The 12706-nt window shown below is 74.5% G+C and carries 7 protein-coding genes and 2 pseudogenes; 5 read left to right on the top strand and 4 right to left on the bottom strand.

Annotated features, from left to right (window positions below; all coding sequences use genetic code 11):
- A pseudogene (locus ABZW03_RS26535) lies at positions 1-335 on the bottom strand (hypothetical protein); the annotation flags it as partial.
- Positions 336-863: 528 nt separating this feature from the next.
- On the opposite strand from ABZW03_RS26535, the gene ABZW03_RS26530 reads away from it, so the two are divergent.
- Together ABZW03_RS26530 and ABZW03_RS26525 are read left to right on the top strand one after the other, a co-directional pair.
- A complete protein-coding gene (locus ABZW03_RS26530; protein ID WP_355263175.1) occupies positions 864-1685 on the top strand; it encodes an SDR family NAD(P)-dependent oxidoreductase in 822 nt (273 codons plus the stop codon).
- Between the two features lie 106 nt (positions 1686-1791).
- A pseudogene (locus tag ABZW03_RS26525) lies at positions 1792-4557 on the top strand (molecular chaperone Hsp90); the annotation flags it as partial.
- Positions 4558-4601: 44 nt separating this feature from the next.
- On the opposite strand, the gene ABZW03_RS26520 reads toward ABZW03_RS26525, so the two are convergent.
- Together ABZW03_RS26520 and ABZW03_RS26515 are read right to left on the bottom strand one after the other, a co-directional pair.
- The gene (locus tag ABZW03_RS26520) at positions 4602-7091 is read right to left on the bottom strand and encodes an HAD-IC family P-type ATPase (protein ID WP_355263172.1); all 2490 of its coding nucleotides are present in this window, start codon (positions 7089-7091) and stop codon (positions 4602-4604) included.
- 52 nt (positions 7092-7143) lie between these two features.
- Positions 7144-7482 (bottom strand): DUF2530 domain-containing protein, encoded by a 339-nt coding sequence (locus tag ABZW03_RS26515; protein WP_355263169.1) that lies wholly within the window; start codon positions 7480-7482, stop codon positions 7144-7146.
- 176 nt (positions 7483-7658) lie between these two features.
- On the opposite strand from ABZW03_RS26515, the gene ABZW03_RS26510 reads away from it, so the two are divergent.
- A complete protein-coding gene (locus ABZW03_RS26510) occupies positions 7659-9119 on the top strand; it encodes an NCS2 family permease (RefSeq protein WP_355263166.1) in 1461 nt (486 codons plus the stop codon).
- Between the two features lie 74 nt (positions 9120-9193).
- Here the strand turns inward: ABZW03_RS26510 and ABZW03_RS26505 are convergent, their stop codons facing one another.
- Complete coding sequence (locus ABZW03_RS26505) at positions 9194-9643, bottom strand: VOC family protein (protein ID WP_355263163.1); 450 nt, start codon at positions 9641-9643, stop codon at positions 9194-9196.
- A 132-nt stretch (positions 9644-9775) separates the two neighbouring features.
- Here ABZW03_RS26505 and ABZW03_RS26500 point away from each other — a divergent pair, with 132 nt between their 5' ends.
- Both ABZW03_RS26500 and ABZW03_RS26495 read left to right on the top strand, forming a co-directional pair.
- Positions 9776-10699: a DUF4231 domain-containing protein gene (locus ABZW03_RS26500; protein ID WP_355263160.1), complete on the top strand. Its 924-nt coding sequence runs from the start codon at positions 9776-9778 to the stop codon at positions 10697-10699.
- A 192-nt stretch (positions 10700-10891) separates the two neighbouring features.
- The gene (locus ABZW03_RS26495; protein ID WP_355263157.1) at positions 10892-12610 is read left to right on the top strand and encodes a hydrogenase maturation protein; all 1719 of its coding nucleotides are present in this window, start codon (positions 10892-10894) and stop codon (positions 12608-12610) included.
- Positions 12611-12706 lie beyond the last annotated feature (96 nt).

Below are 12706 nucleotides of genomic sequence, written 5' to 3'. Positions count from 1 at the left end.
TCGCGCGGGTGGTGCAGGAGGCCACCGACGACAGCGGCCGGGAGATGACGGCCGAGGAGCTGTACGGGCTGTTCCGGGCCGAGTACCTGGACGCGCACGCCCAGCAGCGGCGGGAGCGCGGCGCCGTCCCCCGGTCCGGCCGCCGCCAGCCGGGCTTCGGCCGCGCGGGCGGCCCGGTGGGCGCCGGGGGCGTCGACCGCGCGGTAGGCGCCCAGGGTGGGGTCCAACTCCTCGATCCGGCGCAGGTGGTGGTCGGCCAGCTCGGTCGGCGAGACGGTGCGCTCGCGGACCGCCGCGGCCTGTTCGGCCAGCGTCAGCTCATGGAGGTCTGTCATGATCACTCCTAAAGTGCTCAGGTTGTCAGGTCCTCTGAGGACTTCAGCTTAGGGCTGGATTCGACTCCGTGGCAAGGTAAGCCTTACCTGGCCGGAATCCGCTGCGGTGCGTGGTCGAAGCGCCGGCGTCAGGGGTTCGTCAACGAGGCTGAAGGAGCTTGCCCGGGGGCCTGCGGGCAGGCTTTGATAAGGGCCATGCACCGCTCCACGCGCCACCACGACCGCCCGCCGCACAGTCGGCCGCGGATCGTCGTCGCTGTCGCGGTCGCCACCGCCGTCCGGTAGGGCCGAGCTCCTTCCCGCTCTCCACCGGTCGGCCGCACGGGCCGAGTGCCGTTCACCGTTCCGTGCCGATCACGCCGTCCGTCCCCCTGTTCCGGCAGGCTCCGGGGACGGGGGACGGACGAGCGTTCCCTCGCACCACACTTCCGCAACACACCCCTTTCGCACCGGCGGCCCCGGTGGCGTGCGGCCCCGTGCCGCGCCGCCACCGCACCCCGCCGGTGCCTGTCCACCCTTGGATGGGTCATGTCCGACGCTGTTCTGTCCGCCCGCACCGCCCTCGTCACCGGCGCCTCCTCCGGGATCGGCTGGGAGACCGCCCGACTGCTCGCCGGGCACGGCGCCACCGTGCTGGTGCACGCGCGCACCACCGGCGAGGCCGGCGCGGCCGTCGAGCGGCTGGTCGCCGCGGGTGCCCGGCGGGACCAACTCGTCGAGCTGGCGGCCGACTTCACCCACCTCGCGGAGGTCGCGGTACTGGCCGGCACGGTCGTCGAGCACTACCCGGCGCTGGACCTGCTGGTGAACAACGCCGCCGCGACGGCGCCCGAGCGCTGCACCCTCACCGACGACGGCAACGAGGTCTCGCTGCAGGTCAACTTCCTGGCCGCGCACCTGCTGGCGAAGCTGCTGCGCGCGCCGCTGTCCGCGGCCGGCGACGCCCGGATCGTCAACGTGTCGTCCTCCCTGCACCGCACCGCCTCGATGAACTGGTCGGACCCGCACCGGACGAAGAAGTACTCGCGGGTCGCCGCGTACGCCCAGTCGCAGCTCGCGCTCACCATGGCGACCGCCGACATGGCCCCGGCCGGCTCCGGCATCACCGCCGTCAGCCTCAACCCGGGCCAGTGCGACACCGCGCTGCTGCCGCTGTACGGGCGCACCGGCGCGCCGGCGTCCGAGGGCGCTGCGGCCGTGGTCCGGCTCTGCCTGCCCGACGCGGTCGTCGCCAACGGCGCCTACTACGACGGCGGTTCGCTCGCGCCGACCGCGCAGGCCGCCCAGGAGGAGCGCTCGCTGAAGCGCCTGGCCAAGCTCGCCGACCAGCTGGTCGGCCAGGCCGCCTGAACCACCCGCCACTCACGTACCCGAGAGAAGGACCGACCGCGATGTCCAAGCGCGCCCGCAAGAAGAAGGCCCGGCGGAAGAAGAAGGCCAACCACGGCCGCAGCCGCGGCTGCCGTTCGCGGCCGAGGGCCCGGCCCCGGCGGGCTACGACACGGTGGTCGTGCTGCCGCTGCGGGACGCCGCCGCCGAGGACCTGACCCGCCGTCTGCTGGCCGGGATCGACGACGCGCTGCTGCTCACCCTGCCCGGCCTGCGCGAGGTCGTGGTGGAGACCCCGGACGGCACCCGCACGCTCACCCGGGACGCCGCCGAGACCCGCCCGGACGGGGTCACCGAGGTCACCGTCACCGACGACGCGGGCGGCGGGCTGCGGCAGACGGTCTGGCAGACCGCCGGCGCCTCCGGCCGGCTCGACGCCGAGCTGCTGGCCGACCGGCCCACCGAGGAGCGCGCCCGCCCGTACTGGACGGTGACCTGGGCCGTCCCGGTCGGCCCGGACGGCGCCCCGCAGCGGCCCGGGATCGCCTCCGTGCTGCACGCGCCGACCCCCAGCGACGAGCCGGTCGGCCTGCCCGCGCTGCTGATCGCCTCCTACCCGCTGGACTCCACCCGCCGGCACGTCGCCCCCGGCCCGCTGGCCGACTTCCTCACCGAGCGCGCCGCCGACAGCTACGCCGAGCTGCTGCGCGCCCGGGGCGCCGACCTCGGCTCGCTCGGCCTCGTCCCGGGCCCGCTGGGCCAGGGCGCGCTGGACAACGCGCTGCGCGCCGCGGTGCTCTCCCGGCTGCCCGGCACGCCGTTCCTGCCGCACCCGGCGCCGGTCGAGCAGGGCACGCCCGCGCTGCGGCCCCGGGACGCGACGCTGCTGGAGGGCGCGGACGGCTCGGTGGTCGAGGCGCTCGCGCCGATCTTCCCCGGGCTGCTGCCGGCCGGCCTGGAACGCCGCACCGAGCTGCGGGTGCTGAACGTGCGCCGGGTGCCGCTGGCCGAGGTGGTGGACCAGCTCGGCGGCCTGGACCGCGAGCCCGCCTGGTGGCGCAACCTGTACGCGGCGCTCGGCGCGGCCGACCCGGAGGCGCTCGGCGCGCTGCCCGTCCCGCTCGCCGACGGACGGACGGTCACCGGGCCGCGGCGCGTCCTGCTGCCCTCCGAGGACGCCGACTGGGCGGCCTTCCCCGGCTACCCCGAGTCGCTCGCGGGCGCGCTCGCCGCGCTCGACCTGCGGCTGGCCCACCCCGAGGCCGCCCACCCGCTGCTGGCCAAGCTCGGCGCCGGCACCGCCACCCCGGCCGGGGTGCTGGACACCCCCGAGGCGCGGGCCGCCGTCGCCCGCTCCTACGAGCTGGCCGAGGACGACCTGGACGGGGCGCTCGAACTCGCCGACGCCGTCCTGGCGTTGGTGAAGGCCGCCGCCGCGGAGCCGGGCGCCCACCCCTGGCTGGCCCGGCTGGCGCTGCTCGACGACGAGGGCGAGCCCGCCCGGGCCGGCGAACTCGTGCTGCCCGGAAGCCCGTTCGCCGCGCTGGCCCGCGAGGAGGACGCCGGCTGGGTGGACGACGAACTGCTGGAGCGCTGGGGTCCGGAGGTTCTCGCCGCCGTCGGCGTGCTGGCCGACTTCGTGCTGGTGCGGGCCGAGGACGTGGTGCTCGACCCGGACGACCTGGAGCGGCTCGACCCCACCGTCCCGGCCGACCGGGCGGCCGGCGGCCACCCCACCGGCCTGCTGGACGAGGCGCCGGACGGGCTCGCCGAGTGGGCCGAGGACGCGCTGGAGGCGCTGCAGGCCGACGAGGCGGTCGGCGTCCCGCCGGTGGCCGCCGAGCTGCTGGCGGTGCGCGACCTCGACCTGGTGGACGACGAGGCCTGGCCGGAGGCGCTCGCCGCGCTGGCCCGCCCGCCGTACCGGGACGCGGTGGTCAACCCGGTGCGCACCCTGCTGCCGGACGGCTCGTACGCCGACCTGCCGCCGTACACCGCGTGGTGGCTGCGCGACCACCCGGTGCTGGCGGGCCGGGAGCCGGCCGGCCTGCGCGCCGCCGGGGCCGACCCGCTGCTGCGCGGCCTGTACGACGAGGCCCGCACCACCCTGGACGACCAGTTCCTGCACGCGCTCGGGGTGCGCACCACGCTGGCCGCGCTGCTCGCCGAGCCGCACGGGCCGGACGAGGTGCTGGACCGGATGACCGACCCGGCCGCCGAGGTCGGCCACCGCCAGCTGCACGGCATCCACACCGCGCTGGCCCGGGTGGAGCGCGAGCGGATCGAGCCGCTGGACGTGGTGCGGGCGCTGCCGCCGCTGGACCCGGCCACCGGCCGCCGGCCGGCCCACACCGTGGTGGTGGACGCCACCGAGGCGGTCGTCGCCGATGCCCCGGACCTGGTCCAGCTGCTGCACCCGTACCCGCTGCTGCCGGTCGCCCCGGCGCTGGCCGCCGACCTCGCCGAGCGGCTGCACGTGTCGCTGGCCAGCGAGGTGGCGGGCGGCCGGGTGCTCTCCGAGGGCGTGCTGCACCGCGTCCCGGCGGTGGTGCGGGAGCTGCTGCCGGGCTGCCCGGTCGCCTACGAGGAGCACGAGGAGCTGCTGGTCGTCGGGCCGGACGGCGAGGAGGCGGCGGTGGACTGGCGGTGGGACACCGGGGCGGACACCCCGGAGCCGCCGTACGACCCGGAGCTGGCCGAGGCCGGCGACGAGGACGACGAGTTCGAGGTCCCGCCGGTGCCCGGGCTGCTGCACGCGGCCACCCCGGAGGGCCTGGCCGCCGGGCTGGCCTGGTCGGTCGGGCAGTGGCACCGCCGCTTCGAGGTGCTGGCCGCGCTCAGCGAACCGGACCGCGCCTACGAGCTCTCGGCCGCCCGCGACTTCGAGGGCTGAGCCCTCGGCCCGGGCCCGCCGGTCGAGGCGGGCCCGCGCGGAGGTCACTCCAGGCCGCGGCGCTTCATCCAGCCCCAGGTGAGCTCCAGGGCGATGCCGCAGACCACCGCGACGGCGACGCCCGTCAGGGGGTCGCGGAAGCCGACCAGGGAGAGGTCGAAGAAGCTCTTCAGCGGGGGCACCAGCAGGACCAGGGCGAAGGCGCCGCCCATGGTGCCGATCAGCAGCAGCCGCCACCAGGTGTACGGGCGGGCGACGATCGCGAGCACCCAGACGGCGATCAGGAAGAGCGTCAGGGTCGCCACGCTGGTGTCCGCCTTGAGGTCGGTCACGTGGTCGGTGCGGGCGAGCGTGTAGGCGACGAAGGTGCCGGTGCCGGCGATGGCGCCGCCGGGGATCGCCAGCCGCAGCACGCGCCGCACGAAGCCGGTGCGGGCCCGCTCGTTGTTGGGGGCGAGCGCGAGGAAGAACGCCGGGATGCCGATGGTCAGCGAGGACAGCACGGTGGAGTGCCGGGGCAGGAACGGGTACGGCGAATGGGTGAAGATCACCAGGAGCGCCAGCAGGACCGAGTAGACGGTCTTCACCAGGAAGAGCGAAGCGACCCGCTCGATGTTGCCGATCACCCGGCGGCCCTCGGCCACCACCGACGGCAGCGTGGCGAAGGAGTCGTTCAGCAGCACGATCTGGGCGACCGCCTTGGTGGCGTCGGAGCCGGTGCCCATCGCCACGCCGATGTCGGCGTCCTTGAGCGCGAGCACGTCGTTGACGCCGTCGCCGGTCATCGCGACGGTGTGGCCGCGGGACTGCAGCGCCCCGACCAGCTGGCGCTTCTGCTGCGGGGTGACCCGGCCGAAGACGCTGGTCCGGTCGGCGGTCTCGGCCAGCTCCTCCGGGTCGGTGGGCAGGGTGCGGGCGTCCAGCGGGTGGTCGGCGCCGGGCAGGCCCAGGTGGCCGGCCACCGCGCCGACCGAGACCGCCGCGTCGCCGGAGATGACCTTGGCCCGGACCCGCTGGCTCTCGAAGTAGCGCAGGGTCTCGGCGGCGTCCGAGCGCAGCCGCTGCTGGAGCACCACCAGGGCGAGCGGGGTGAGGTCGGCGGCCGGGTCGGGGGAGTCCAGCGGGACGGGGGTGCGGCCCAGCAGCAGCACCCGCAGGCCCCGGGCGCCCAGCTCGTCCACCTCGGCCAGCGCCGGGTGCCCGGCGGGCAGCAGCACGTCGGGCGCGCCGAGCAGCCAGCTGGCCTCGCCGCCCTGCGGCTCCAGCAGCTGCACGCCGCTCCACTTGCGGGCGGAGGAGAAGGGCATCGCCTCGATCACCCGCCAGCCGTTGTGCGCCGCGCCCTCCGCGCCTCGCCCGTCCGCGCCGTGCCCGTCCGAGCCGTCGCCGCGCCCGTACGCGTCGATGACGGCCTGCATGGACGGGTTGGGGCGGGCGTCGGCGCCGGCCATCACGGCCAGCGCGCGCTCGACGGTGTCCTTGTCGACGGCGGCGGGCTCCCCGTCGGAGAGCACCCTCAGGTCGATCACGTCCATGCCGCCCTCGGTGAGGGTGCCGGTCTTGTCCAGGCAGACGGTGTCCACCCGGGCCAGGCCCTCGATCGCCGGGAGCTCCTGGACCAGGCACTGCCGGCGGCCGAGCCGGACCACGCCGATCGCGAAGGCGACCGAGGTCAGCAGCACCAGGCCCTCCGGGACCATCGGCACGATGCCGGCCACCATGCGCCGTACGGCCTCGCGCCAGTCCCGGCCCTCGACGGCCAGCTGGCTGATGATCAGGCCGAGGGCGGTGGGGATCAGCAGGTAGGTGATGATCCGCAGGATGCTGTCGATGCCCGAGCGCAGCTCCGACTTCACCAGGGTGAACTTGCTGGCCTCCTCGGCGAGCTGGGCCGCGTAGGCCTCGCGGCCGACCTTGGTGGCGGTGAAGGCGCCGGCGCCGGCCACCACGAAGCTGCCGGACATCACCTGGTCGCCGGGCTGCTTGAGGACCGGGTCGGGCTCGCCGGTGAGCAGCGACTCGTCGATCTCCAGGCCGTCCGCCTCGGTGACCTCGCCGTCCACGATCACCTTGTCGCCGATGCCGAGCAGCACGGTGTCGTCGAGGACGATCTCGGAGACGCCGATCTGCTGGACGCCGCCGTCCCGGCGGACCTGGGGGCGGGCCTCGCCGATCAGGGCCAGGCTGTCCAGCGTCCGCTTGGCGCGCAGCTCCTGGACGATGCCGATCGCCGTGTTGGCCACGATGACCAGGCCGAACAGGCCGTCCTGGATCGGACCGACGATCAGGATGATCCCGAACATCACGCCGATGATGGCGTTGAAGCGGGTGAAGACGTTGGCCCGGACGATCTCCCGGGTGGACCGGCTGGACCGCACCGGAACGTCGTTGACCTGACCCTTCGCGACCCGCTCGGCCACCTCGGCGGCGGTCAGGCCGCCGCGCCGGCCGGGCAGCAGGCCGAGGGGGTGCGCTCCGTCCGGGTGGTCCCGGTCGGTCGGCGGCTCTTCCGCTGGCTGGGCAGGCTGCGTCATGGCACCGACTCTACGGGTGCCTTATGTCCGGTGCGTGCTACTAAAGGACCATTCAGTCCGACCGGGTGGCCGGGTTCTGGCCGTCGTCCTCGGCGGTCCGTTCGGCCGTGTGCCCGGACGCGTCCTCGGCCCGGTGCCCGGCCGCCTCGGCGGCGCGGCCGCGGGCGATCGCGTCCCGCCGGGCGCGGCAGTACCAGAGGCCGATCAGGCCGAGCAGGCCGCCGGAGAGGCAGATCCAGGGCCAGGTGCCGTGGCCGTGCTCGGAGAGCGTGCCCTGGAAGGGGAGCAGGGCGAGGAAGGCGACGAACCACACCACCGTGCCGCCGCCGACGATGGCGACGTCGTTGGCCTCCAGCGGAGGGGGCGAGGGGTGCAGTGGCGTCTTGGGCATGGGGCCTAGCGTACGGTGCGGTGGGGCGGCTGCGCGGGCGCCGTGGCCCCGTCCGCGCTCTACGCGCGAAGATAGCGCGTGTGCGATCGGGAAACCATACTTAAAGGTCTGCGCCCGGCCATCGTCGCCCCGGGCGTCCCCTCCCTCTCCTCAGCTCCCCCACAGAGGACGCACGCATGCCTGTGGTCCAGCCGACCACCGAGTCGCCCGAACCCGCCGACGCCGCGCCGAAGCCCCCCACGAGCGCCGTCGACCGCTTCTTCCGGATCAGCGAGCGAGGCTCCACCCTGCCGGGCGAGATCCGCGGCGGTGTCGCCACCTTCTTCACCATGGCGTACATCCTGGTGCTGAACCCGATCATCCTGGCCAGCGGCACCGACATCACCGGGGCGCACCTGGACAGCGGCCAGCTGGTCACCGCCACCGCCCTCACCGCCGGGCTCACCACCCTGCTGATGGGCGTCATCGGCAACGTCCCGATCGGCCTGGCGGCCGGCCTCGGCGTCAACACGATCGTGGCGCTCCAGCTCGCCCCCAAGATGACCTGGCCGGACGCCATGGGCATGGTCGTGCTGGCCGGTTTCGCGATCATGCTGCTGGTCGCCACCGGGCTGCGCGAGCGGGTCATGAACGCCGTCCCGCTGGGCCTGCGCAAGGCCATCGCGATCGGCATCGGCCTGTTCATCAGCCTGGTCGGCCTGGTCGACTCCGGCTTCGTCAGCCGCATCCCGGACGCCGCCCACACCACCGTCCCGCTCCAGCTCGGCGGCAACGGGCACCTGCTCGGCTTCCCGGTGCTGATCTTCGTGATCGGCCTGGTGCTCACCCTGATCCTGCTGATCCGCAAGGTGCCCGGCGCCATCCTGATCAGCATCGCGGCCTCCACCGCGCTCGCCGCGATCATCGACAAGGTCGCCGACATCCCGGCGCTCAAGTGGGGCCTCACCGTGCCGACCTGGCCGGGCAACCCGGTCTCCGCGCCGGACTTCGGGCTGGTCGGCAAGGTCAGCCTGTTCGGCGGCTTCGAGAAGGTCGGCGTGCTGACCGGACTGCTGTTCGTCTTCACCGTGCTGATGTCGTGCTTCTTCGACGCGATGGGCACCATCCTCGGCGTGGCCGACGAGGCCCACCTGCTGGACCGCAACGGGGACCTGCCCGGCATCAACAAGGTCCTGATGGTCGACGGCATCGCCACCGCGGCCGGCGGCGCCACCTCGTCCTCGGCCAACACCTGCTTCGTCGAGTCCACCGCCGGCGTCGGCGAGGGCGCCCGGACCGGCTTCGCCTCGATCGTCACCGGCCTGCTCTTCGTGGTGGCGCTCTTCCTCACCCCGCTCGCCACCATGGTCCCGGCCCAGGCCGCCACCCCGGCCCTGATCACCGTCGGCTTCCTGATCCTGGCCAACTCGATCAAGGAGATCGACTGGGCCGACTACACGATCGCGATCCCGGCCTTCCTGACCATCGTGATGATGCCGTTCACCTACAGCATCACCAACGGCATCGGCATGGGCTTCATCGCCTTCTGCGTGCTGCGCCTGGCGGCCGGCCGCGGCCGCGAGGTCCCCGTCCCGATGTACGCGGTGGCGGCGGTGTTCGCCTTCTACTACCTGATGCCGGCCTTCGGCCTGCTCTGACGCCGTCCGGCCGACCGCGGCCCCGCCCTCCCGCCCGGGAGTGCGGGGCCGTCGCCGTTCCCGGGACCGCGCCGTCAGTGGACGCAGAACTCGTTGCCCTCCGGGTCCCCCATGACGACCCAGCTGCCGCCGGGCTCCTCGACCTGCCGCAGGACGGTGGCGCCGAGGCCCTCGAGGCGGGCGACGGTGGGCTCGCGCAGGCCCGGGCCGGGGTGGACGTCGAGGTGGAGGCGGTTCTTGCCCTGCTTGGGCTCGGGCACGGCCTGGAACAGGACACGGCGGCCGAGCCCGGTGTCCGAGGCCGGGTCGAAGGGGTCCTCGGGGTGGCGGACGGCGGCCAGCGAGCGCCAGACCGGGCGGCCGTCCAGCTCGGTGACGGCCTCCGGGCCGACGGCGCCGGCGGCGAGCAGCCGGGTGATCAGCGGGCCGTGGTCCTCCAGCGCGTACTCCAGGGCGGCGGCCCAGAAGGCGGCCTGGCGGTGCGGGTCGGCGCAGTCGATGACGAGCTTCCAGTGCAGCGGCATGTAACCGTTTATATCGGTTACCGGCGGAGCCGGGCAACGATCCGCGGTCGGAAGTTGTCAAAAAGGCACCCGTGTAGGTGAGTTGGCGGAGGGAATACTGGCTGGACGGAGAAGGGGGAGGGGACTCGACCGATGGTGCAAGAGGATCCGCCGGGGGGCGTCGAGGCGCAGCTGCTGCCGGAGCTGTTCTGGGCGCCGGACAAGGCCTCGCTGGAGGGGCAGCGCGAGACGCTGCGCTGGTACCGCGGGCTCATCTCGATGCTGGTGGTCGCGGCGCTGATCGGGTCGTTCCCCGGCCCGGACGACAGCCACGGGTTCGACCCCTGGCCGCTGCTCTCGGTGGCCGCCTTCCTGGTCGCCGGGTACTTCTGGTCCAGGCTGCGCCGCGGCAACCCGCAGGGGCGCTGGTACCAGGCCAGGGCGGCGGCCGAGTCGGTCAAGACGCTGGCCTGGAAGTACACCGTCCGGGCCCGGCCGTTCGACGGGGAGGCCGAGTCCGCGGACGTCGACCGCGGCTACCTGCTCCAGGTCGAGGACGTGCTGCGGGCCTTCGAGGACCCGGAGATCGTGCCGCCCGGCAGCGTCGCCGAGATCACCCCCGAGATGCGGCGGCAGCGCGCCGGCAGCCTGACCGCCCGGCGCACCCTCTACCTGCGCACCCGGGTCGAGGGCCAGCGCACCTGGTACCGCTCCCGGGCCGAGGCCTGCGACTCGCAGGCGGTCTCCTGGGGGCTCGGCATCGCGGTGCTGATCATCGTCGGCGCGGCGGCGGCCGTCGCCCAGGCCACCGGTGCGCTGCAGGTGCACCTCTTCGGCGTCACCTCGGCCGCGGCCGCGGCGATCATCGCCTGGACGCAGCTCAAGCAGCTCGGCCCGCTGGCCGCCGCCTACCAGCTGGCCGCGCGGGAGCTGGAGAACGTCGGCAACCAGCTGTCCGACCTGGACCTCAAGGCGCCGGACGCCGAGGCCCGTTGGGCCCGGCTGGCGGCGGAGGCGGAGGACGCCGTCTCCCGGGAGCACACCACCTGGCGGGCCCGCCGGGCGTTCCCGCGCTGAGCCCGCGGGGGGGACCGGGGGCGGGGAGAGTACGCCTCCGGAGCGGGGACTTGGGGAGATCCGGCGAAACGCGGGGCCCAGGTGTGCGGGGTGCGTGAGAGTAGAGCGCCGAGGTACGGACCGTAATCATTACGTGTCCATGCCCTGGTTTCATCGCCTGCGCGCGACCCCAGTTCCCGCCGGAGGCCCTCCTTGCGCATTCTCCTGATCGCCAGCGCGTTCAACAGCCTGACCCAGCGCGTCCACACCGGGCTGCGCGAGCGCGGCCACCAGGTCGCCGTCCAACTCGCCCTCGGCGACGAGCAGATGAGGGCGGCGGTGGTCCGCACCGACCCCGAGCTGATCGTCTGCCCGATGCTCACCAAGGCCGTCCCGCAGGACATCTGGTCCACCCGGACCGTCCTGATCGTGCACCCGGGGCCCAAGGGCGACCGCGGCCCCTCCTCGCTCGACTGGGCGATCACCGAGGGCGCGGAGCGCTGGGGCGTCACCGTGCTGCAGGCCGTCGCGGAGATGGACGCCGGCGACATCTGGGCCTCCGTCGACTTCCCCGTCCCCGCCTGCGGCAAGAGCGAGTTGTACCGGGGCGAGCTCGCCGACGCCGCCGTCGAGGCCGTCCTGCTGGCCGTCCAGCGCTACGAGGGCGGGCGGTACACCCCCGAGCCGCTGGACTACACCCGGCCGGACGTGCGCGGCGAACCGCGGCCCCTGCTGCGCCAGGAGGCGCGCCGGATCGACTGGGAGCGGGACGACACCGCCACCGTGCTGCGCAAGCTGCGCGCCGCCGACTCCCAGCCCGGCGTGCCGGACGAGCTGTACGGGCGGGAGTTCTTCCTGCACGGCGGCCACCCCGAGGACGAGCTGCGCGGCCCGGTGCCCGGCGCCGTGCTGGCCACCCGGGACGGCGCGATCTGCCGGGCCACCGTGGACGGCGCGGTGTGGATACCCCAGCTGCGCCCGCGCCGCACCCCCGGCGGGCCGGCCACCTTCAAGCTGCCCGCCGCCACGGTGCTCGCCGACGAGCTGTACCGGGTCCGCGAGGTGCCGGTGAGCCCGGAGCGGGCGGCCCGCCGGGACACCTGGTCGGAGCTGCGCTACCACGAGGAGGGCGACGTCGGCTTCCTCGAATTCGCCTACGCGGGCGGGGCGATGAGCACCGAGCAGTGCCGCCGGCTGCTCGCCGCCTACCGGGAGGCGGCCGAGCGGCCGACCTCGGTGCTGGTGCTCGGCGCGCCCCGGGACTTCTTCTCCAACGGGATCCACCTCAACGTCATCCAGGGCGCGGCCTTCCCGGCGCTGGAGTCCTGGGAGAACATCAACGCGATGGACGACTTCGTCGAGGCGGTGCTGACCACGACGGACAAGGTGACGGTGGCGGCGCTGGCCGGGAACGCGGCGGCCGGCGGGCTGATGGCCGCGCTCGCCGCCGACGAGGTGTGGTGCCGGGAGTCGGCGGTGCTCAACCCGCACTACCGGCTGATGGGCCTCTACGGCTCGGAGTACTGGACGTACACCCTGCCCCGCCGGGTCGGTGCCGAGCAGGCCGAGCGGCTCACCGCCGAGGCGCTGCCGGTCGGTGCCGACCACGCCCGCCGGATCGGCCTGGTGAACCGCACGGTCGGCGGGGACGCGGCCGGGTTCCGCCGCTGGGTGGCCCGCGAGGCGGCCCGGATCGCCGCCTCGCCGGAGCTCACCGGGCGGCTGGTGGACAAGAAGCGCCGCCGCGCGGCCGACGAGGAGGACAAGCCGCTGGCCGAGTACCGGGCGGAGGAACTGCGCCGGATGCACGCCAACTTCTACCGGGCGGGCGAGCCGTACCACGCGCTGCGGCGGGACTTCGTGCACAAGGTCTGCCCGGTGGCCACGCCGGAGCACGTGGCGGGGCTGCTCGGGCGGCCCGAGCAGCCGTAGGTCCGAGGCGAAGACCCACCCGCCTTCCACCCACTCCTGACGGGCGGCCAGCCGCTCCCGGTCCTGCTCCTCCTTGTGAAGCTTGAGTAGCTTCAC

The organism is Kitasatospora sp. NPDC004799 (genome assembly GCF_040609095.1).
In the GTDB taxonomy this organism is placed as follows: Bacteria; Actinomycetota; Actinomycetes; order Streptomycetales; family Streptomycetaceae; genus Kitasatospora.
Note: the sequence above shows the minus strand (reverse complement) of the source record. Positions and strands in the feature narration are given on the sequence as shown.

Excerpts from the sequence above, each read along its gene's own strand:
- ABZW03_RS26510 (WP_355263166.1), top strand. The coding sequence starts at position 7,659 with ATGCCTGTGGTCCAGCCGACCACCGAGTCGCCCGAACCCGCCGACGCC.
- ABZW03_RS26515 (WP_355263169.1), bottom strand. The coding sequence starts at position 7,482 with ATGCCCAAGACGCCACTGCACCCCTCGCCCCCTCCGCTGGAGGCCAAC.
- ABZW03_RS26530 (WP_355263175.1), top strand. The coding sequence starts at position 864 with ATGTCCGACGCTGTTCTGTCCGCCCGCACCGCCCTCGTCACCGGCGCC.
- ABZW03_RS26500 (WP_355263160.1), top strand. The coding sequence starts at position 9,776 with ATGGTGCAAGAGGATCCGCCGGGGGGCGTCGAGGCGCAGCTGCTGCCG.
- ABZW03_RS26505 (WP_355263163.1), bottom strand. The coding sequence starts at position 9,643 with ATGCCGCTGCACTGGAAGCTCGTCATCGACTGCGCCGACCCGCACCGC.
- ABZW03_RS26520 (WP_355263172.1), bottom strand. The coding sequence starts at position 7,091 with ATGACGCAGCCTGCCCAGCCAGCGGAAGAGCCGCCGACCGACCGGGAC.